This window comes from Dactylosporangium sp. NPDC000244 (assembly GCF_040300725.1).
Taxonomy (GTDB): domain Bacteria; phylum Actinomycetota; class Actinomycetes; order Mycobacteriales; family Micromonosporaceae; genus Dactylosporangium.
Genome location: NZ_JBEPEH010000028.1, coordinates 138,998 through 159,205 on the forward strand (window position 1 = coordinate 138,998; position 20,208 = coordinate 159,205).

Sequence of the window (20,208 nt, forward strand, 5' to 3'; positions counted from 1 at the left end):
GCGAGACACCAAAGTGGACGACCTCACTTGTAGGAACCATACAAAAGATCGCGTGGTGTTGTGCCAACAGATCCACGCGGTTACCCAGTGCGGTCCGGTGTTCACATCCCGGACAGGATAAACGGGCAAATCACCCCGTTGCGGGCGGGCTCGCCGCGGCCGGAGCGAGCGGATCGAGCCTTCCGATCGTCAGCGCGATCCGCAGCGCGAAGGCGTCGCGGGGAACCAGGGGCGTGAATCCGGTCACTTCGCCGATGCGCCGCAGCCGGTACCGCACCGTGTTCGGATGCACGAAGAGCCCCCGGGCGGCGCTCTCGAGCACCCCGCCGCCGGCGAAGAACGCGTCCAGCGTCTCCAGCAACTCCCCGCCGGCCCGTATGAGCGCGCCGTAGACCTCCTGCCGCAGGATCCGCCGCGCCTCGGCGTCGCCGGCCAGGGCGCGCTCGGGCAGCAGGTCGGAGGCGGCCACCGGCCTGGGCGCGGCGGGCCAGGCGGGCGCGGCGCGATAGCCGGCCAGGGCCGCGCGGGCGGACTCGGTCGCCTCGTCCAGCGACGGTACCGCCGGCCCCACCACGACCGGCCCGTCCCCGAAGCCGACCAGCAGGCGCTCGGTCGCGGCCATCGGGTCCGCGGCCCCGCCGAGCACCACCACGAGCCGGTCGCCGTGCACGCCGCCGAGGATCTCCACGCCGATGCGGCGGGCGGCGCGGTACACCGTGTGCAGCACCGCGGCCGCCTCCCCGCCCGGCGAGCGGCCCACCGCGACCGCCACCGGGGGCGCGTCGGCCCAGCCCAGCGCGGCCGCGCGGCTGGCCAGCACGTCGGAGGAGTCCCCGCGCAGCAGCGCGTCGACGAGCAGGGCCTGCAGCCGGGCGTCCCACGCGCCCCGGGTCTCCGCGGCCCGGGCGTAGACGCGCGCGGCGCCGAACGCGACCTCGCGGCTGTAGTACAGCACCGCCTCCCGCAGCGGCGTCTCCTGCCCGGGCGCGGCCAGGTGCGGCAGGTGCTCCTCGACGACCTCGATGGTGACCCGGATCAGCTGCACCGTCTGGCCCAGGTTGATCGAGCGGGCCAGCGCGCGCGGCGCGGCGTCGAAGAACTCCTCGGAGTTGTCCGGCGGCCTGGGCCCGTCGGAGTCGCGGTTGCGCAGCCACTCGACCAGGGAGCGCACGCCCGCCTGGGCGACGAGCATGACCCAGGCCCGCTGGTCGGCGGGCAGCTCCCGGAACCAGGGCAGCGTCTCGTCCATGCGCGCGACGCTCGCCGTGGCCAGCGAGCCGGCCGCCCGCTCGATCGAGCGGACGCTGTCCTCGAGCGAACCCGGCGCCGCGGGCGGATCCACACCACCCAGCACCTCCGGCAGTTCCGGAAGGTCGCGTTCCAGGTCGTTCACCCGCACAGCTTCGCACGGCGGGCCTCACCGGGCCGCCGCGAGCCACAGTCGTCCGTACACGCTCGCCGGCCGGCCCGTCGCCCGCAGCCCGTTCGGCCCGTCGACGAGCCGGCGTCCCCAGGCGGTCAGCCGGCCCGGGCGGTAGGCGGTCACCACGTCGAGATAGTCGTACTGCGGGCTGTTGCCGCTCCACGACCAGCCCATGTACCCGAGCCCGAACTGCTCGCAGTACGCCATGATCGCGTCCTCGTCGGGATCGCCGTACTCGTGCAGCGACGAGAACTCCCCGACGACGATCGGCAGCCGCTGCTCCACGAAGTGCCCGAGGTACCCCGACACCTTCTCCGCGGTGTCGAACGGCCCGTACATGTGCACGTCGAACACCACGTTGCGGTGCGGGTCGCTCGCGAAGACCTCGGCGGCGTGGTCGTACATCACCCGGAACGCGTCGTTGCCCCAGTTCGGCGCGTCGACCATGAGCGCGTGCGGGAAGCCGGCCGCGCGCAGCCGGGCGATCGCGCGCTCGGTGTTGCCGAGCCAGTCCGCGTCCACCGCGTGGCCGGACGGTTCGTTGGCGATGTTCAGCACGACGTACGACTCCTGATGCCGCAGCACGTCGCGCAGGGTGAGCCAGTAGTCGACGGCCTCGGAGACGGTGGCCGCGCCGGGCTGCGTGCCGTAGCCCATGGTGTCGTGCGCGTCGAGCACGCAGATCAGCCGGGCCGCCTTGCACCGGGCCACGATCCCGGCGACCTCGGCCGGCCGGGTGGCGGGCCACTCGTGCCCGGTGCCGAGCGCCACCCGCACCGCGTTCGCGCCGGTGGCCCGGATGTCGTCGAAGACCGACGACGGACCGTGACCGAAGGCGTACCCGTGGTTGACGCCCCGCAGCACGAGCGGCTCACCCCCGGCCTCGACCAGCCGGCCGTCGGCCACATGGATGCCGTCGGCCGAACCCGCCCTGGCCGGAGTGACATAGGCCGCACCCAGCAACGCCATGAGCAGAGCGGGAAACGCCGACCGGACCGCCAACCGTTTGACCACGGGTGAGGCGCTACCCGGGCCCCTGCCATTCACCCGTTGTCCGAGGGTGATTCGGCCGCGAGGGGATCGACCACCCTCCTTGGCGCAAGGTAGCGTGAGGCGCACGCTGGGTGCGGCAAAGGGAGTTCCGTGGAGTCCAAGGCAGCCGAAATCGCTGCTGAGCAGCAACACTTCGACCTCGCCCACAAGCACCGGGAACGCGCGCGCGCCGAGCTGGGGGAGACCCCGGACGCCGCCGCCAACGCCGGCGCGGGCCGCTGGCTGGCCGGCTTCCGCCGCGGCCGCCGCGACGCTCTCGGCGAGCCGGACCAGGACGTCGCGTTCGGCCGGATCGACCAGGAAGACCGCGAGTTCTTCTACATCGGCAAGGAAACGATCTTCGACGACCAGCGCCAGGTGCTCGTCGTCAACTGGAAGACCCCGATCGGGGAGCTGTTCTACGAGGCCTCCCACGACAACCCGCGCGGCCTGGCCCGCAAGCGCACCTTCACCAGCGAGGCCAACCGCGTCCTCGACTTCGAGGACCTCGTCTTCCAGCAGCTGGCCGCCGCCGTCGAGGCCCTCGAAGGACCCGACGCGGCCCTGCTCGGCGAGCTCGACCGCGGGCGCACCGGCGAGATGCACGACATCGTCGCCACGATTCAGGCCGCGCAGTACCGCCTGATCCGCTTCCCGCTCGAGCACTGCCTCGTCATCGAGGGCGGGCCGGGCACCGGCAAGACCGCGGTGGCCCTGCACCGGGTCTCGTGGCTGCTGTTCAACGAGCAGGACCGCCTCCGCCCGCGCGACGTGCTCGTGGTGGGCCCGCATCCGGCGTTCACCCGGTACATCCGCCGCGTCCTGCCCAGCCTCGGCGACGCCGACGTCGAGCAGATCGACATCGACCAGCTCGGCCCGCCCGTGCAGCGCGGCCGCCAGGAGGACACGGCGACCCGCCGGCTCAAGGGCGAGGCCCGCATGGCCCGGTTCCTGGCCCGCGCGCTCGACGCCCGCATCGGCGCCCCGGAGGCGGCCGAGCGGATGCTCTTCGACGGCCGCTACCTCACCCTGACCGGCGCCGAGGTCACCGAGGCGGTCACCGCCGCCCGGCAGGCCGGCGGCCCCTACGCGGTGCGCCGCCAGCGGCTGCGGGCCCGCCTCGCCGAGCTCGTCCGCGACCGCGGCGGCCCGCTCGAGGCCGAGCGCCTGGCCCCGGTGGAGAACCTGCTGGAGCGGCTGTGGCCGCTGCAGAGCCCGGCCGCCTTCCTGCGCAACCTGTTCGGCTCCCGCCCGAGGCTGGCCGCGGCCGCCGGCGGGGAGTTCACGGACCAGGAGGTGACGCTGCTGTACCGCCGCGGCGCCGACCGCCTCTCCGCGCAGGTCTGGAGCGCCGCCGACGTCCCGCTGCTCGACGAGGTCGACGAGCTGGTCAACGGCACGACCGGTCGCTACCGGCACATCGTCGTGGACGAGGCCCAGGACCTCTCCCCGATGCAGCTGCGCGCGATCGGCCGGCGCTCGGCCAACGGCTCCTTCACGCTCGCCGGCGACCTGGCCCAGTCCACCGGCGCGTGGGCCCGCGACTCCTGGGGCGAGATCACCGAGCACCTGCCGCCGCAGCAGCCGCGGGCCATCGTGCCCCTGCGCTACGGCTATCGCGTGCCGCGGCAGGTGTACGAGCTGGCGGCGATGCTGCTGCCGATCGCCGCGCCCGGCACCGAGCCGACGCACGTGGTCCGCGAGGGCCCGCAGCCCCCCGGCACGCACGTCGTCGAGCCGGTCGAGCGCGCCGGCCGGGTGGCCCAGATCGCCCGCGAGCACCTGGACGCCAACCGGTTCGTGGGGATCATCTGCCCCGCGGTCCTGCGGGCCGAGCTCGAGTTCGCCCTGCACGCCAACGACCTGCCGTGGGGCCGCGCCGACCAGGGCGAGGTCGACCGCGCCCTGAACCTGGTCTCCCCGCAGGAGGCCAAGGGCCTGGAGTTCGACGCGGTGATCGTCGTCGAGCCGGAGGAGATCGTCGCCGAGGACCCCCGCGGCCACCGCCTGCTCTTCGTCGCCCTGACCCGCACGATCCGCTACCTGGACATCGTGGCCAGCGGCGACATCCTGCCGCTGGAGCCGGCCGGCGACGTCACCGGCCGCATCCCGCGCCAGCGCCGGGTCGTCATCGAGCCCGACCCCGACCCGACGGTGGAGCTCTCGCTGCTCGACCGCCTCGCCGAGGACCTGGCCGCGATGGTCGCCGGGGGCTCGCCCCAGCCGCTGTGGGACGAGGTGCTACAACGCACCGCGGCCGTGCTCGACCAGCGCGCGGGCCGCGACCGACCGAAGGGCCGCCACAGCAGATGAGCGTCGTGTCCGTCATCAACTACAAGGGCGGCGTCGGCAAGACCACGGTGACCGCGAACATCGGCGCCGAGCTGGCCGCCCGGGGCCGCAAGGTGCTGCTGATCGACCTGGACCCGCAGGCGAGCCTGACGTACTCCTTCTACCGCCCCTCCGACTTCGACGAGCAGCCAACGATCCGGGCCTGGTTCGAGGCCTTCGTGGCGACGCGGGCGCCGGAGCCCCTGTTCAAGTACGTGCTGGCCCCGCACGCGGTCAACGCCGTGGTCCAGCCGCTGGGTGGCAACCTGCACCTGATCGCGTCCCAGCTCGGCCTCGTCGACGCCGACCTGGACCTGGCCGCCGGGCTGGGCGGTTCGCGGTTCCAGAAGAGCAGTCCACGGTACCTGCAGGTCTACCGCCTGCTCGCGGACGCGCTCACGGACCCGTCGTTCAACAAGTACGACACGGTCCTGATCGACTGCCCGCCGAACTTCAACCTCGTGACGCGCACGGCCCTGGTGGCCAGCGACCACGTGATCGTCCCGGCCCGCCCCGACTACCTGTCGACCCTCGGCATCGACCTGCTGCGCACCCGCCTGTCGGCCCTGGTCGAGGAGTACAACTCGGTCGCGGAGACCCCGATCAACCCCGAGATCATCGGCGTGGTCTACACGATGGTGCAGTACACGGCGAACGGCCCCCTGAACACGCAGCAGGACTCGGTGAAGGCGACGACCCAGATCGAGATGCCGGTCTTCCGCCAGACGGTCCGCGACAACAAGTCGGCGGTGACGGAGGCCGGCCTGCGCGCGATCCCGGCCGTCCTGGCACCGCCGGGCACGCCCGCGGTGGAGAACCTACGATACGAGCTGCAACAGCTGACGAGCGAGTTCCTGGCGCGCACGAGACCCTGAGCGGAGCCTTGCGATGACCGACCCGGCCGACCTTGCCCACGAGGTACTCCTGCGGGTGGCCGCCTTCGTGAAGACCCTGCCGGCCGACCAGCTGGAGGACCTGGCCTCGGGCGCGGCGAAGCTGGAGCTGGTCCCGAAGGGCGGCCGCCCCGCCAAGGCGGTGAAGGCCGCCCCCGCCGCGGCCCTGTCCCGCCCGGTGAGCGAGATCGAGTCGATGCTGGGCGAGCTGGAGACCCGCCAGGCCGCCATCCAGTACGTCAACGACCTGAAGCTGACGGTCCCGCAGATCAAGGAACTGGCGAAGGTCCTGGGCGTGGCGGCCCCCGCCAAGTCCACGAAGCCCACCCTGATCACGGCAATCGTCGACGCGACGGTGGGCCGCCGCCTGGACAGCCTGGCCCTCAGCACCCGCTAGGCAACATCCCGAGGAACGCCGCCGGGTGCACGACGGGAATCCCGTACTCGGCGGCCTTCCTCCCCTTGCCCGACATGGTGTCGGGGTCGGCCGCGACGAGCAGTCGCGTCTTGCGCGTGACCCCGGCGCATCGTGCACAGCCCCGCCTCGTACCGCACCGGCGCCACGATCCCCATCCGCGCGAACTCGGCCGCGAGGAACTGCCCGTCGAACGCCCAGTTGTGCGCGACGGGCACCCGCCCGCGCAGCCGCCCGGCCACCGCCCCGGCCAGCTGCGCGAACCGCGGCGCGACGCGCGCCTCGGCGGCCGTGATCCCATGAATGTGCTGCGGCCCGAGATCCCGCTCGGGATTGACGAGCGTGCACCACTCGCGCTCGATGTCCCCGCGCGGGCCGACGTGCACGATCGCGATCTCGACCACCCGGTCGTGCCGGCTCGTGTGCAGCCCTGTGGTCTCGAGATCGATGACGGCGTACATCTTCGGGACGGTAGTGATGCCCGCCCCGCCCGCGGAACGCCCGAACGTCCGCATCCCCGGGCCGGTCCGCACGACCCGTTCCGGGACCGGGCCTCAGGAGAAGCGGATCCGCACGGAACTGGCGGCGGCCGACGGCGGCGCGAACGCGAACGCCGCCAGTGCGCCCTTCACGACCTCGAGCGTTTCGGCGCCCACGAGCTCCCCCCAGGCCCGCTCCGCCCCCGCGCCCGCCGCGCGCATCCGGGCGACCGCCGCGGTCCCCGAAGCCGTCAGCGTCAGGCGCCGGCTGCGCGCGTCGACCGAGTGCGGTTCGCGCGCCAGGAGCCCCTCAGCGTCAAGGGCGGCGCAGATCTTGCTGATCGCCTGCGTCGTCATCCCCAGGCGTTCGGCCAGCTGCGTCACCGTGTCCAGCCCGTCGCCGATGAACACGGCCGCCAGCGCCTGCGACGGCGTCAGGTGGGCGTACTCGGTGCCCGCCAGCGAGGCCAGCAGCTCGCGCACGATGCGCTCACAGGCGGCGGCGAGCAGGACGCCCAGATCTGGCTCGGCACTCATGGTCACGACCTTACCGACCCTTGACAGGGTAGCTGAGTTACGTATCTAATTTTGGTAACTCAGTTACCTAGGAGGGGAGCGGGTCATGGGAGTCGACGTCGCGGAGCTGCGCGGGGATGCCAAAGGACTGGTCGTGTACTACATGCGGGCCGCCAGTTGTGCGATCTGCGTCCGGCACGTCAAGGCGCTCGCGGGGCTCGGGCTCGCCGGGCGCGGGGTCGCGGCCGCCGTCGTCGTGCCCGGCGGTGCGGCGCAGGCGGAGCGGATTCGGCGGGTCGCGGGCGGCCTGAACGTCGTGTCGTCGGACGGGGTCGCGGCCCACCGCGCGGCCGGGATCGACCGGACGCTCATCGTCCAGCACAGCGGCACGCTGCTGTTCGACGCGAAGGGGGAGGAGCGGTACCGCCTGGTCGCCACCCTCCCGACCGGCGGCTTCGACGCGCCCGCCCTCGCCGCGGCCGTCGAGCGCCTCTAGTCCTCCGAAGGGCGCAGCGGCAGCAACGTGCGGCCGCGGCCGAGCGGTAGCCCGGCTTGCCGGTCCTGGCAGGATGTGGTGGTGAGCTCTCCCGACCTCGACCTCGTCTTGGTGCTGCGGTACCGCAAGGCCGTCACGTACGGCTTCCACGTGCTGCTCGGCGCCCTCGAAGAGCACGAGACCACCACGAGGTACGAGGTGGTCTTCGCCGAGTCGCCGGACGCCACGATCGCGGCGATCTCGTCGGGGTTGCGGCGCGCCAGACGGGTGCTGGTGCTGTGGTCGTTCTACTCGCCGGACGCCGAGGCGCTGGCGGCCGAGCTGACCACCATCAAGGCGGCGGCCCCGGGCGCCCTGCACGTCGCCGGCGGCGTGCACGCCACCGCCGAGCCGGTGCAGACGCTCGACGCCGGCTGGGATGTCGCCGCCATCGGCGAGGGCGAGACGACGCTGACCAAGCTCGTCGACGCCGGCGGCGACCCGACGGGCGTCACCGGCCTGGCATACCGCGACGCCGCCGGCAAGGTCGTCAAGACCGGCCGGCCGCAGCGCCTGCCGCTCGACACGTTCCGCGGCTTCTCACTGCGCTGGCAGCGGTTCAACGCCCTCGAGATCACGCGGGGATGTGCGTTCTCGTGCCGGTTCTGCCAGACCCCGTTCATGTTCTCGGCCCGCTTCCGCCACCGCAGCGTGGACAACGTCCGCTGGCACGTCGACCAGATGCGCGAGCGCGGCCTGCGCGACGTCCGCTTCATCACGCCCACGGCCCTGTCGTACGGCAGCCAGGACGAGTCGCCGAACCTGGACGCCGTCGAGGAACTGCTGGCTTCGTGCAAGGAGGGCATAGGCCCGAACGGGCGGGTCTTCTTCGGCTCGTTCCCGAGCGAGATCCGCCCCGAACACGTGAGCCGCGAGGCCCTGAAGCTCGTGAAGAAGTACTGCGCGAACAACAACATCATCGTGGGCGCGCAGTCCGGATCCGACCGCGTGCTCGACGCGGCGAAGCGGGGACACGGCGTCGAGGAGGTCATGCGCGCGGCCCGGCTCGGCATCGAGGAGGGTTTCCGCATCAATGTCGACATGATCTTCGGGATGCCCGGCGAGGACCAGTCGGACGTCGATGCCTCGCTCAGCCTCGCCCGCGAGCTGGCCGATCTCGGCGCCCGGATTCACGCCCATACCTTCATGCCGCTGCCCGGTACTCCATGGCGCGACGCGCCGCCGGGCGACGTCGATCCCGAAACGATCCGTGCCGTCGACCGGCTCTCCCAGCAGGGCGCCCTGTACGGCCACTGGCAACGACAACGGGACCATGCGGTGAGACTCGCCACCGCCGCCGAGGCGTACCCCCGCCCTGGTCGAAGCCGGACGCTGTTGCCGCTGCGATCGACTGCCGACGGATCGCAGGACTGCTGAGAACAGGCTCTCCGCAAGGTCGGTGGACACACGGGAGCGGGTGGCGGATCAGTGTCCGCCACCCGCTAGCGTCGCGGCGGGTCAGGCGACCGCGGCCTTGACGTCGTCGAGCTTCACCGCGGCTGTCAACCTCGAAGGTGACCGTCCCGTAGATCTCCGAACGGCGTCGCGTAGGAGCCGGCCGGGTGACCGCCGCGGACGTCAGCTCAGCCAGACCACGATGCCGGTCAGGCCGGTGAGCACGGCCGCGGCGCCCGCGCGGATGGCGGCGTCGCAGCGCTCGGGCGTGAAGGAGGCGGCGTCGTACGCCGAGGACGCCCCCAGCCCCTCCCCGCGGAACGACGCCCCGGCCCAGTCGACGGCGGTCACGTTGTGCGTCGGCTCGGCGAGCTCGGCCCCCACGACGAGGAACGGCTGCGCCAGATGGCTCGCGGTCACGACCGCGAGCGGGTCGACGAGCTCGTTCCCGGCGCTCACGATCAGGTCCGGGTGCATGCCGATCGCCCGCGTGATGTCGGCGATCGGGTCGGCGCCCGCGGTCACCGTGCGCAGGTCCACGCGGGCCGCGTCGGCCCACGATCGCACCGCGGTGACCAGGGCCGTCGTCGGGGCGTCGGTGCCCTTGGTCAGCAGCACCACCCGGTAGCCGCGCGCCGGGCGCACGCCGTCCCACGAGCCGGGCGCCGGCGTGATGGTGCCCTCCGGGGTCGGTGGCGCGGACGGGTCGACGAAGCCGGTGCCCAGCGTGCCGATCGGCGCCGGCATGGGCCGCGGCTGCGCCCAGCCGTCGGTCCGGGAACCGCAGCCGGCCAGCAGGAGGGCCGCGAGACCGCAGGCCAGGAGGCGACGCACGAGACGGAATACCAGCAGATGCCCTGAGCCTATTCAACCGGTCGGAGAAGACGTTCTTGATCGGTTCGCCGAACTGGAGATCAGTGTTCACCTGCGCCCTGCAACGTGACGCCGCGTGTCACGCATCGCGCTCCTGGGTCTCGCCGCCGTGCTGTTCGCCGTCCTCTGGCCGAGCCCGGCCGGTGCGCACGGGTTCTCCTCCACGGTCTACGCCGACGTCACCGCCGAAGCCGGCCGGATCCACACCGACCTGCAGCTCGAGTACGACCTCCTCGTCGTGTCCGCGGCCGACGCCGAGCGCGACGACGCCCTGTTCCGCGAGGGCACCGCGGCGTTCGAGGCCGGCGACACCACGGCCATGGCCGCGGCCCTGAACGCCCACGCGGAGCGGGCCGGCCACTACGTGACCGAGCGCTTCACGATCCGGGGCTGCACGGCGGCCCCGAGCGGCACCTTCACCATGGGGGAGCGGGAGGGCGTGCCCTACGCGACGACGCGCATCGACTGGACGTGCCCGCAGGCCGGCGGCCACCTGGTCGAGGCCCGGCTGTTCCCGGACGGCGAGGGCTACGTCAAGGACGTCAAGACCATCGTCACGTACGCCCTCGACGGCCGGCACGGCAGCGCCGCCCTCGACAGCGGGCACCCCACGTTCGACACGGGCCAGCGGTGGTACCAACGCTTCTGGGAGTTCTTCCGCCTCGGCGCCGAACACCTGCTCACCGGCATCGACCACATCCTGTTCCTGGTCGCCCTCATCGCCGGCTCCCGCCGCCTGCGCGACATCGTCCTGGCCGCGACCAGCTTCACCCTCGCGCACTCGGTCACGTTCATGCTGGCCGCGCTCGGCCTGGTCGCGGTCCCGGCCGGCGTCGTGGAGCCGGTCATCGCCCTGTCCATCGCCGTCGTCGCGGCGATGAGCGCCCTGAACAAGGAGGCGACCGGCAACGCCCGGCTCGCCGTCGTGTTCTGTTTCGGGCTCATCCACGGGCTGGGATTCGCCGGCGCGCTGGGCATCGACGAGCCGTTCTCGTGGACGCTGCTGTGGTCGCTGCTGGTGTTCAACGTCGGCATCGAGGCCGTGCAGCTCGGCCTGATCGGGCTCACCTTCCCGCTGCTGCTCCTGCTGCGCCGCAAAGCCCCCGAAACCGGGCGATGGGTGACGGGTGCCGTCGCAACGGGCGTCGCGCTCATGGGGCTGGTGTGGTTCTTCCAGCGGCTGTGAATGGGCGTCCCGCTGGAGTTCACGCGCGATTCATGAGCCGGCGAAAGCGTGATCAAGCTTTTCCCCTACCCCCATCGGAAAAGGAAAAATATCCGATGAACCATCGCACCTCCCGCGTGGCCGCAGCGGCCACGGCGGCGCTCCTGGGCCTGGCCGTGGCCCTCGGCGGCAGCGGATCCCCCGCCGCCGCCGCGGACCCGGCCGCGCTCACGGGCATCATCCTCGGTGTCGGCGCCAACGAGTCCCAGCGCATCGTGACCTGGTACTCCTCGGCCGACACCGCGCAGCAGGTCCAGCTCGCCCCGACCGCGTCGCTCACCGGCGGCGCGTTCCCGGCCTCGGCCGCCACCTTCGCGGCCATCGGCGGGGCGAACATCGCCACGAGCGGCGGCTTCAACCGCCACGCCACCCTGACCGGCCTGCAGGAGAACACCCAGTACTCCTACCGGGTCGGCACCGAGGGCAACTGGTCGCCGGTGTACTCCTTCAAGACGCAGGACTTCGAGGGCGACTACGACTTCCTGTTCTACGGCGACCCGCAGATCGGCTCGTCCGGCGACACGGCCCGCGACGCGGCCGGCTGGCGTGACACGCTCGACGTGTCGCTCGCGGCCAACCCGAACGCGGAGCTGCTGGTCTCCGGCGGCGACCAGGTCGAGACGGCCAACACCGAGTCGCAGTGGGACGCGTTCCTGTCCTCGGACAAGCTGCGGCAGTACCCGTGGGCGGCGACGATCGGCAACCACGACGTCGGCGGCAAGGCCTACGAGCAGCACCTGTTCACCCCGAACACGGACCGTTCGGCCCCGCTCTACGCCAACGGCAACCCGGCGTCGAACACGTCCGGCGGCGACTACTGGTACATCTACAAGGACGTGCTGTTCATCGACCTGAACAGCAACTCCTACGCCACCACCCAGGGCGGCGGCGGGGACGCGGCGCACATCGCCTACGTCACCGACGTGATCAACCAGCACGGCGCCGAGGCCAAGTGGAAGGTGCTCGTCTACCACCACGCGATCTACTCGCCGGCCGACCACGCCAAGGACGGGGACAACAAGACGCGCCGGGTCGACTTCCCGACCGCCTTCTCCAACCTGGGCGTCGACCTGGTGCTGCAGGGGCACGACCACTCCTACTCCCGCAGCTACGAGATCAAGAACGGCGCCAAGGCGAACCCGGCCGAGCAGCCCGGCGCCGCCGACGTGTACCCGGGCCCGGGCGGTGTCCTGTACGTCACCGCCAACTCGGCGTCGGGGTCGAAGTACTACGACATCACGACCCCCGACAACAGCGGCACCAGCGGCGCGGGCAACGGCGCCGACCCGCTGAACCCGAACAACTACTGGTACAACTCGGTCCAGAACCAGGAGCACGTGCGCTCCTACGTGAAGGTCGAGGTGCGCAGCGGCCAGCTCGTCGTGCAGAACCTCCGCAGCGGCACCTGTGCCGCCCCGAACGCGGCGGTCGAGCTCGGCAAGGTCTCCTGGTGCAACAACACGCCGGCCGCCCAGCCGGTGGGCTCGGTCGTCGACAAGGTCACGATCCACCCGTACCACGGCGACGGCCAGCAGCTGCAGGTCAACGTGCCCACCGCGGCGCCGGGCGAGTTCGGCTGGACCATCGACGGCTACAACGGCCTGGTCAGCCTCGGCACCGCGCAGGAGCACGACGGCGAGTACTTCGCCGCGACCGGCAAGCTCAACCCGATCGTCGTCACCGACACGCGCCGCACCCAGGCGCCGTGGACGGTGTCGGCCAGCGTCAGCGACTTCAAGGACGCCGGCAAGACGTTCTCCGGCTCGTACCTGGGCTGGACGCCGAGCATCCTCGCGCCCGGCGCGGGGGCGAAGGCGGGCTCGCCGGTCGTGTCGTCGTACGACGACCAGGGCCAGGGCCTGTCGGTCTCCCGGCAGCTGGGCTACGCCGAGCAGGGCCACCCGAAGGGCACCGCCCAGCTGGGGGCCGGCCTCGACCTGAAGATCCCGGGCAGCGCCGAGAAGGGCGACTACCGGGCCACGCTCACGATCACCGCGCTGAGCAGCTGAACACCACGGGGCGGGCTCCGGCCCGCCCCACCCATCCCGAACGAGGTACGCCATGCGATTCACCAAGACCGTCATCGCCGCCGCGGTGCTCGCCGCCGTCGGCATCGCCGCACCCGCGCACGCGGAGGAGGGCGACGTCGCCTGGACGGTGCGGACGGCCTCGAACACGTACGGCGCCGACCGCTCCAGCTACAGCTACGCCGTCAACCCCGGCGGCCAGGTCAAGGACGCGATGGTCGTCGCGAACCGGGGCAAGGCGCCGGTGAACCTGGCCGTCTACGCCGGCGACGGCTTCACCACCGGCACCGGGCAGCTCGACCTGCTGACGAAGGACAAGCCGTCGGCCGGCATCGGCGCCTGGCTGCACGCCACGAACGCGGCGGTCGCGATCGAGCCGGGCCAGACCGCCGAGATCCCGTTCACGCTCGACGTGCCGGCCAACGCCACCCCCGGCGACTATGCGGGCGGCATCGTCACCGCGCTCACCCGGCCCGACTCGGCCCAGGGCATCAACGTGGAGCGGCGCCTCGGCATCGCCGTCAAGCTGCGCGTCGGCGGCGCGCTGCACCCGGCCCTCGCGATCGACCGGCTGCGCGTGGACTTCGACGGCGGTGACGCGACGGTGACGTACACCATCCACAACACCGGCAACGCGATCCTCTCCGCGGAGCAGAAGGTCTCGGTGGCCGGCCCGTTCGGGCTGCTGCGCGCCGATGCCGGGGCGGTCAAGGCCCCGCCGCAGCTGCTGCCGGGCGAGACCTGGCAGGTGACGGTCCCCGTCCACGGGGTGCCGCGGGCCGGCTGGCTGACCGCGACCGCGTCGCTGACCCCGCGCCTGACCGACGCCTCGGGCTCGACGACGTCGCTGCCCGTGGTGAGCGCCGAGGCGCGCGGGTGGGCGGTTCCCTGGCTGTGGCTGGCCGGTCTCGCCGTGCTGATCGGCCTGTTGTTCCTGATTCGGTACCTCCTGCGGCGCAACAAGGCCCGCCAGGACGCCCGCGTCCGCGACGCCGTCGAGCAGGCGCTTCAGGCCGGCGGCGTCACCGCGTAGACGGGCGCCGAGCGGGGCGAGCGGTTGCCGAGCAGTCCCCGGGCGTAGACGGCGAAGGTGTACTCCGTCGAGCCCTTCAGCCCGCGCAGCGTGATCTCCGGCCGCGAGGTCGCCGCCATCCGCGACTCGCTCGACCCGCGAACGGCCATCACGAGGTAGGTCGTGCCGGCGGCCCGGCGCGGCCAGCTCAGGCGCACGCTGCTCGAGGTCACGTCCGTGACCTTGAGCGAGGCTCCCGCCGTACCGTTGCGGTAGATCGTGGCTTCGCGAGTGTCCGTCGAGATGCCGTTCGGGCCCGTGAGGAACCGCTTGCCCCAGGGCGTGCGGCTGGCCGGGTCGAAGTCGTGCACCAGGTCCAGATAGCTGTAGGGCTTGTCGTTGCCGCTCCACGACCAGCCGAGGTACCCGACCGAGTGCCCCTCGGCGTAGGCCATGATCGCGTCCTCGTCCGGGTCGCCCCACTCGTGCTCGCCGGAGAACTCGCCGATGATGACCGGCAGCCGGCGCCGGGTGAACGAGCCCAGGTACGTGTTGACCTTCGCGGCGTTGTCGAACTCGCCGTACATGTGGATGTCGAACAGCGTGTTGCCGGTCGGGTCGGCCGCCTTGACCTTCTCGGCGTTGTCGCGCATGACGCCCACCTCGTCCTGGCCCCAGCCGGGCGCGTCGACCATGAGCGTGTGGGTGAACCCGGCCGCGCGCAGCGTCCGGATCGCGTCCGAGGTCTGCTGCACCCAGGGCCAGTCGCCGCCGACGCCGAACGGCTCGTTGGCGATGTTGACGATGATGTGGTCCTCCTGCCCGGCGAGCTCGGCCCGCAGCGACAGCCAGAACGCGACCGCGTCGGACATCGGGGCCGCCTTCTTGTCCTGGCCGAAGCCGGCCGTGTCGTGCGCGTCGAGGATGCAGACCAGCCGCTCCTGCCGGCACAGGTTGACGATGGTGCGCACCTCCTGCGGTTTCGTACGGCGGAACTGACGACCGATCCCGAGCGGCACCCGCACCGCGTTGGCCCCGGCGGCCTTGATCTGCGCGAACGAGCCGTTCTTGTCCGGGTACCAGATGAAGTCGTGGTTCACCCCGCGCAGCACCAGGTCGCTCCCGTTCGCCTCGACCAGGCGCCCGTCGCGGATGTGGATGCCGCCCGGGGTCGCCGCGGCTGCCGGCGTGTCGTGGATCGAGATGCTGGCAATGATCAGGAGCAGGACCAGCGCGCGCCTCATGGGGGGTGCGGCTACCCGGCGGCCGCGCGGTCTATCTCGCGGCCGGGGTGATCCGGCCCGGCGCCCTGCTCGATGGCGTCGGCCACGGCCACCTCGACGACCCGCTCCAGCACCGAGGCGAGCATGCCGAGGGTCTCGTCGTCGAGGCGGTCCAGCAGCCGCTGCTGCGCCTTCGTCCCGCCGTCGGTGAGCTCGCGCAGGATCTCGCGCCCGGTGGGGGAGAGGTGGATGCGGCGGATGCGGCGATCGTGCTGATCCTCCGTGCGCGTGACGTACCCCTGGGTCACGAGCCGGTCCACGATCCCCGACAGCGTGGCCAGGCTCACACCGAGGCGGCGGGTGAGCTCGGCCGAGGCGATCCCGTCGTGCCGCGACAGGAGCATTAGCACCTTGAGCTGCTGCATCGTGAGGTTAACTGAGAGCAGCGGATTGGTTCGGTCGTATGCGAGCAGGGCGCGCATCCGTTCGTCGGCGGCGGCGACGCGAAGTAGGAGCGCTTCCCTGTGACTGTTCACAGGAATGTTGTACCCCCTGGATAAACTTTGCGCGAGGCGAACCGTTAGCATCACACGAACTAACGTCTGTCTAAGCCAACCGGAAGAAGACTCCAGACATGTCGTTCCTCGCCCGGCTCAGTTTGGCGAACCGGGGGCTGGTCGCGATCATCGCGATCGTCGTCCTGGGCTTCGGCGCCATTGCCATTCCGAAACTCAAGCAACAGCTCATCCCCTCGATCGACTTCCCGGCCGCCTTCGTGGTCGCGTCCTACCCGGGCGTGTCGCCGGACATCGTCGAGGAGCAGGTGACCAAGCCGATCGAGGGCGCGCTGCAGGGCGTGCCCGGACTGACGGACATCACCTCCACCAGCCGCGAAGGCATCGCGACGGTGCAGGTCTCGTTCGACTTCGGCTCCTCGGTCGACGACATCACCAACAAGATGAACACGGCCATCTCGCGTATCCGGACGCAGTTGCCGTCGGACGTCGACCCGCAGGTGATCGCCGGCTCGACCGACGACCTGCCGGCCGTGGTGCTGGCCGCGTCCCGCTCGGGTGACCAGATCGCCTTCGCGCAGCAGCTCAACCAGGTCGTCGTGCCGGAACTGCAGGGCATCGAGGGTGTGCGCCAGGTCGAGGTGACCGGCGCCGAGACGCAGAACGTGCTCATCACCCTCAACCCCGAGAAGGCGTTCCCGGCCGGCGTCAACGCGCAGTCGCTGACCGCCGCGCTCAAGTCCAACGGCGTGTCCTTCCCCGCCGGCACCCTGACCGAGGGCGACAAGTCCCTCGCGGTGCAGGTCGGCGGCACCCTGACCACGCTGGACGAGCTCAAGAACCTCAACGTCACGCCCACCGCGAAGCTCGGCGACGTGGCCACGGTCGAGCTCAAGACCGTCGAGGCCACCTCGATCACGCGCACCGACGGCAAGCCGAGCCTCGGCATCTCCGTCACCGCCGCGCCCGACGGCAACGCCGTGAAGATCTCCCACGCGGTCCGCGACAAGCTCGCCGACCTCGAGAAGCAGCTCGGCGGCGACACGAGGATCACGTCGGTCTTCGACCAGGCGCCGTTCGTCGAGTCCTCCATCAAGAGCCTGTCCACCGAGGGCGCGCTCGGCCTGCTCTTCGCCGTCCTGGTGATCCTGGTGTTCCTGGTGTCGCTGCGCTCGACGCTCGTCACCGCGGTGTCGATCCCGCTGTCGGTCGTCGTCGCGCTCATCGGGCTGTGGGTCGGCGACTACTCGCTCAACCTGCTCACCCTCGGCGCGCTCACCATCGCCGTCGGCCGCGTCGTCGACGACTCGATCGTGGTGCTCGAGAACATCAAACGACATCTGGAGTACGGCGAGGCCAAGGTCCACGCCATCCTCACCGGCGTCAAGGAGGTCACCGGCGCGGTCGTCGCCTCGACCCTGACCACCGTCGCCGTGTTCCTGCCGATCGGCCTCGTCGGCGGCCTGGCCGGCGAGCTGTTCCGGCCCTTCGCCGTCACCATCGCCGTCGCCCTGCTCGCCTCGCTGTTCGTGGCCCTGACCGTGGTGCCGGTGCTCGCGTACTGGTTCCTGCGCCAGCCCAAGACCCTCGGCACCGAGGAGCGCGAGGCGATCGAGGCCAAGGCCCACGAGAAGGAGCGCCGCAGCCCGCTGCAGCGCGCCTACGTGCCGGTCATCTCGTGGGTGACCCGCAGCCGGGCCACCCGCTGGATCACCGTCGGGCTCAGCATCGTCGTGTTCATCCTGACGATGGGCCTGGCCACCGCGCTGAAGACCAACTTCATCGACCAGTCCGGGCAGACCGAGTTCTCCATCTCGCAGGAGCTGCCGGTCGGCTCCAGCCTGGCCACCACCGACGCGGCGGCCAAGAAGATCGAGGACATGCTCGGGAAGCGCTCCGACATCGAGGCGTACCAGGCCACGATCGGCGCCTCGGCGGGCTTCGGCTTCGCGGGCGCCCAGTCGGGCAACACGGCCAACTTCTCGGTCACCGCGAAGGACGGCACCGACGTCGAGAAGGTCGTCAACGAGCTGCGCAGCGAGGTCGCCGCGGCCGGTGACGGCCTCGGCACCGTGAAGATCACCTCCGGCGGCAGCGGCGGCGGCTCCGGCGACCAGCTCCAGGTCATCGTCAAGGCCAACAACCCCGACGCGCTCGCCAAGGGCGCCGAGCAGGTCCAGGCGGCGATGAAGGAGGTCTCCGGCATCGCGGACATCGAGAACAACCTCGCCGCGAGCAACCCCCGCATCGACGTGAAGGTCAAGCGGGACGTCGCCGCGAAGTACGGCCTGAACGACGCGGCCGTCGGCGGCATCGTGGCGGCGGCGTACCGCGGCCAGAACCTCACCCAGATGACCATCGACGGCTCCCAGCGCGACCTGGTGCTGCGCTCCGGCCCGGCCCCGGCCTCGCTGGACCAGCTCAAGGCGCTGACCATCCCGGTGCCCGGCACCCCGCCGTTCGTGCGTCTCGACCAGATCGCCGACGTCGCCCAGGACACCGGCCCGGTCGCCATCACGCGCATCGACGGCAACCGCAGCGCCACGGTCAGCGGCCGCGCCGACACCGACAACCTCGGCGCCGTCTCGACCAAGCTGCAGGAGAAGCTCAACGCGCTGAGCCTGCCCGCCGGCGTGACGGTCACCCTGGGCGGCGCGAGCCAGGACCAGGCCGAGGCCTTCGGCCAGCTGGGCCTGGCCATGCTGGCGGCGATCGCGATCGTCTTCATCATCATGGTGGCGACGTTCCGCAGCGTGGCCCAGCCGCTGATCCTGCTGGTGTCCATCCCGTTCGCCGCAACGGGCGCCATCATCCTGCTCCTGGCCACGAACACGCCCCTGGGCCTGCCCGCCATGATCGGCGTGCTCATGCTCATCGGCATCGTGGTGACCAACGCGATCGTGCTCATGGACCTGATCAACCAGTACCAGGAATCCGGCATGCACGTCCGCGAGGCGGTCGTCGAGGGCGGAAGGCGCCGCCTGCGCCCGATCCTCATGACCGCGGTCGCCACGATCTGCGCCCTGCTGCCGATGGCGATCGGCCTGACGGGCGAGGGCGGCTTCATCTCGCAGCCCCTGGCCATCGTGGTCATCGGCGGCCTGGTGAGCTCGACCCTGCTGACCCTGGTCCTGGTCCCGACCCTCTACACGATGGTCGAGTCGACGAAGGAGAAGCGCCGCCTGCGCCGCGAGGGCAAGCACGCGTCGCCTTTGACGGCACCGGAGCCGGACGGCGGCGACTCGGACGGCCGCCACCGCGTGGACCCGTTGGAGCCCGCTCCGACGTCGCTCTAACACATGTCGCACCGGAAGGCCGGCTCCCGCGGGGGCCGGCCTTCCGCTGTGTAGTGCCACGGTGACGCAAACCCAGATCAACTTGGATGGGTGGGGTACCGTGGGGATGAAGCGGAACGGCCCCGGGGCCGCGTGTTCGGGCTCTGCTTGGCGGACTCGCTCGCACCTGTAGCTGACGACCTCTTTCTGGCCGCAAACGCTCGCTCGCGCGCGTGACCACGCCCGACCCTGGGCTTGGACCTCGGCCGCGCCTCGATTGCCGGGGCTGGCCTTCGTCGCGGGGCGTTCGTGTTCGGGGTCCGCATCGGGGCCTCGGAGGCGCGGCCCGGTTGGCGGCGCGGTCGAGGGCGGGCGGGCTCGTGCGTCGGGGTGTCGGCTCGCGGTGGGCGAGCGCGGCCGGCAAGGGCCTGCGCAGTGGGCGCTGTTTGTGGTCGTGTCGCGGCGCTGACGGGGCGGCGGGCGTTGTGCCGTATTCGTGTGGCGGGGCCGGTCGGTGTGTGGTTGCCTGGCTTCGCGTGCTCGGCCTGCCGACGCGCTCCGCAGCCGGCCTTCGCTGCGGTCGGTCGCGTTCGTGGTCTTTGTCGAGGGCCGTTGAGTGCGGCTGGCTCGGCGTCGCCGGGCGGGTCGCGTTCGTGGGCGGACAGGCTCGTGGCCTCAGGAAGTGCCCACGCCGGGCCGTGTGCCGGGGTGTGGGCGGTTGCCGGCGGGGGCAGGTGCCGCCGTGGCCCCGTTGCCAGCTCGCGCCGGCTCGCGGTGGGTGAGGCCCGGCCGGTGGTCGCGGCCGAGGCGGCTGTCGTGGGCCTGCGCAGCGGGGCCGTTCGGGTCGCGTCGCACCACGCGACCGTGCGGCGGGGCGGTGCCGATTCGCGTGGCGGTGGCCGGTCGGTGCGGGCGGCTGCTGGGGCTCGCGCGGCAGGGGTCGAGCTGTGAGACATCCTCTGTCAACCTCATGCGGCCTGTTTGTGGGCTTGGGTGCGGTGGGTGGTATGGACGGTTTCGTCGTAGCGCACGCCGAGGC

Annotated in this window: 16 protein-coding genes; 9 read left to right on the forward strand and 7 right to left on the reverse strand. The window is 71.7% G+C overall.

Features of this window, described 5'->3' with window-relative positions:
• Nucleotides 1-130 precede the first annotated feature (130 nt).
• Together ABT369_RS35610 and ABT369_RS35615 are read right to left on the reverse strand one after the other, a co-directional pair.
• Entirely contained in the window at nt 131-1,342 is a 1,212-nt protein-coding gene (locus tag ABT369_RS35610; RefSeq protein ID WP_502891858.1) for a PucR family transcriptional regulator, read from the reverse strand.
• A gap of 75 nt (nt 1,343-1,417) precedes the next feature.
• Nucleotides 1,418-2,392, reverse strand: coding sequence for a glycoside hydrolase family 5 protein (locus ABT369_RS35615; protein WP_350618780.1), 975 nt, complete (start codon nt 2,390-2,392; stop codon nt 1,418-1,420).
• A 174-nt stretch (nt 2,393-2,566) separates the two neighbouring features.
• Between ABT369_RS35615 and ABT369_RS35620 the strand changes: the two genes are divergently transcribed.
• From ABT369_RS35620 to ABT369_RS35630, 3 genes are read left to right on the forward strand one after another with little or no spacing between them, the layout of a single operon-like run.
• Entirely contained in the window at nt 2,567-4,768 is a 2,202-nt protein-coding gene (locus tag ABT369_RS35620) for a HelD family protein (RefSeq protein WP_350618782.1), read from the forward strand.
• Nucleotides 4,765-5,661: a ParA family protein gene (locus ABT369_RS35625; RefSeq protein ID WP_350618784.1), complete on the forward strand. Its 897-nt coding sequence runs from the start codon at nt 4,765-4,767 to the stop codon at nt 5,659-5,661. Before ABT369_RS35620 ends, ABT369_RS35625 begins: the two co-directional genes overlap by 4 nt.
• Nucleotides 5,662-5,674: 13 nt before the next feature.
• Nucleotides 5,675-6,076 carry a hypothetical protein gene (locus ABT369_RS35630; RefSeq protein WP_350618786.1) on the forward strand — a complete coding sequence of 134 codons (402 nt, stop codon included), beginning with the start codon at nt 5,675-5,677 and terminating at the stop codon, nt 6,074-6,076.
• Here the strand turns inward: ABT369_RS35630 and ABT369_RS35635 are convergent.
• Together ABT369_RS35635 and ABT369_RS35640 are read right to left on the reverse strand one after the other, a co-directional pair.
• Entirely contained in the window at nt 6,073-6,555 is a 483-nt protein-coding gene (locus ABT369_RS35635) for an exonuclease domain-containing protein (RefSeq protein ID WP_350618787.1), read from the reverse strand. The two genes, ABT369_RS35630 and ABT369_RS35635, sit on opposite strands and share 4 nt — an antisense overlap.
• A gap of 93 nt (nt 6,556-6,648) precedes the next feature.
• Nucleotides 6,649-7,110 (reverse strand): MarR family winged helix-turn-helix transcriptional regulator, encoded by a 462-nt coding sequence (locus tag ABT369_RS35640; RefSeq protein WP_350618789.1) that lies wholly within the window; start codon nt 7,108-7,110, stop codon nt 6,649-6,651.
• Nucleotides 7,111-7,195: 85 nt separating this feature from the next.
• Here ABT369_RS35640 and ABT369_RS35645 point away from each other — a divergent pair, with 85 nt between their 5' ends.
• Complete coding sequence (locus ABT369_RS35645) at nt 7,196-7,585, forward strand: hypothetical protein (protein ID WP_350618791.1); 390 nt, start codon at nt 7,196-7,198, stop codon at nt 7,583-7,585.
• An 81-nt stretch (nt 7,586-7,666) separates the two neighbouring features.
• Complete coding sequence (locus ABT369_RS35650) at nt 7,667-9,001, forward strand: TIGR04013 family B12-binding domain/radical SAM domain-containing protein (RefSeq protein WP_350618793.1); 1,335 nt, start codon at nt 7,667-7,669, stop codon at nt 8,999-9,001.
• 201 nt (nt 9,002-9,202) lie between these two features.
• Here the strand turns inward: ABT369_RS35650 and ABT369_RS35655 are convergent, their stop codons facing one another.
• Nucleotides 9,203-9,853 (reverse strand): hypothetical protein, encoded by a 651-nt coding sequence (locus ABT369_RS35655; protein ID WP_350618795.1) that lies wholly within the window; start codon nt 9,851-9,853, stop codon nt 9,203-9,205.
• 115 nt (nt 9,854-9,968) lie between these two features.
• Between ABT369_RS35655 and ABT369_RS35660 the strand changes: the two genes are divergently transcribed.
• The 3 genes from ABT369_RS35660 (at nt 9,969) to ABT369_RS35670 (ending at nt 14,177) form a co-directional block, all read left to right on the forward strand.
• The gene (locus tag ABT369_RS35660) at nt 9,969-11,078 is read left to right on the forward strand and encodes a HupE/UreJ family protein (RefSeq protein WP_350618797.1); all 1,110 of its coding nucleotides are present in this window, start codon (nt 9,969-9,971) and stop codon (nt 11,076-11,078) included.
• Between the two features lie 95 nt (nt 11,079-11,173).
• Complete coding sequence (locus tag ABT369_RS35665; protein WP_350618799.1) at nt 11,174-13,126, forward strand: fibronectin type III domain-containing protein; 1,953 nt, start codon at nt 11,174-11,176, stop codon at nt 13,124-13,126.
• A gap of 52 nt (nt 13,127-13,178) precedes the next feature.
• Complete coding sequence (locus ABT369_RS35670) at nt 13,179-14,177, forward strand: WxL protein peptidoglycan domain-containing protein (protein WP_350618801.1); 999 nt, start codon at nt 13,179-13,181, stop codon at nt 14,175-14,177.
• Here ABT369_RS35670 and ABT369_RS35675 read toward each other — a convergent pair.
• Nucleotides 14,153-15,400: a cellulase family glycosylhydrolase gene (locus ABT369_RS35675; protein ID WP_350618803.1), complete on the reverse strand. Its 1,248-nt coding sequence runs from the start codon at nt 15,398-15,400 to the stop codon at nt 14,153-14,155. The genes ABT369_RS35670 and ABT369_RS35675 overlap by 25 nt on opposite strands.
• Before the next feature lie 11 nt (nt 15,401-15,411).
• On the reverse strand, nt 15,412-15,915 hold the full coding sequence (locus ABT369_RS35680; RefSeq protein WP_350618805.1) for a MarR family winged helix-turn-helix transcriptional regulator: 504 nt from the start codon (nt 15,913-15,915) through the stop codon (nt 15,412-15,414).
• Nucleotides 15,916-16,013: 98 nt separating this feature from the next.
• On the opposite strand from ABT369_RS35680, the gene ABT369_RS35685 reads away from it, so the two are divergent.
• Nucleotides 16,014-19,190: an efflux RND transporter permease subunit gene (locus tag ABT369_RS35685; protein ID WP_350618807.1), complete on the forward strand. Its 3,177-nt coding sequence runs from the start codon at nt 16,014-16,016 to the stop codon at nt 19,188-19,190.
• Nucleotides 19,191-20,208 lie beyond the last annotated feature (1,018 nt).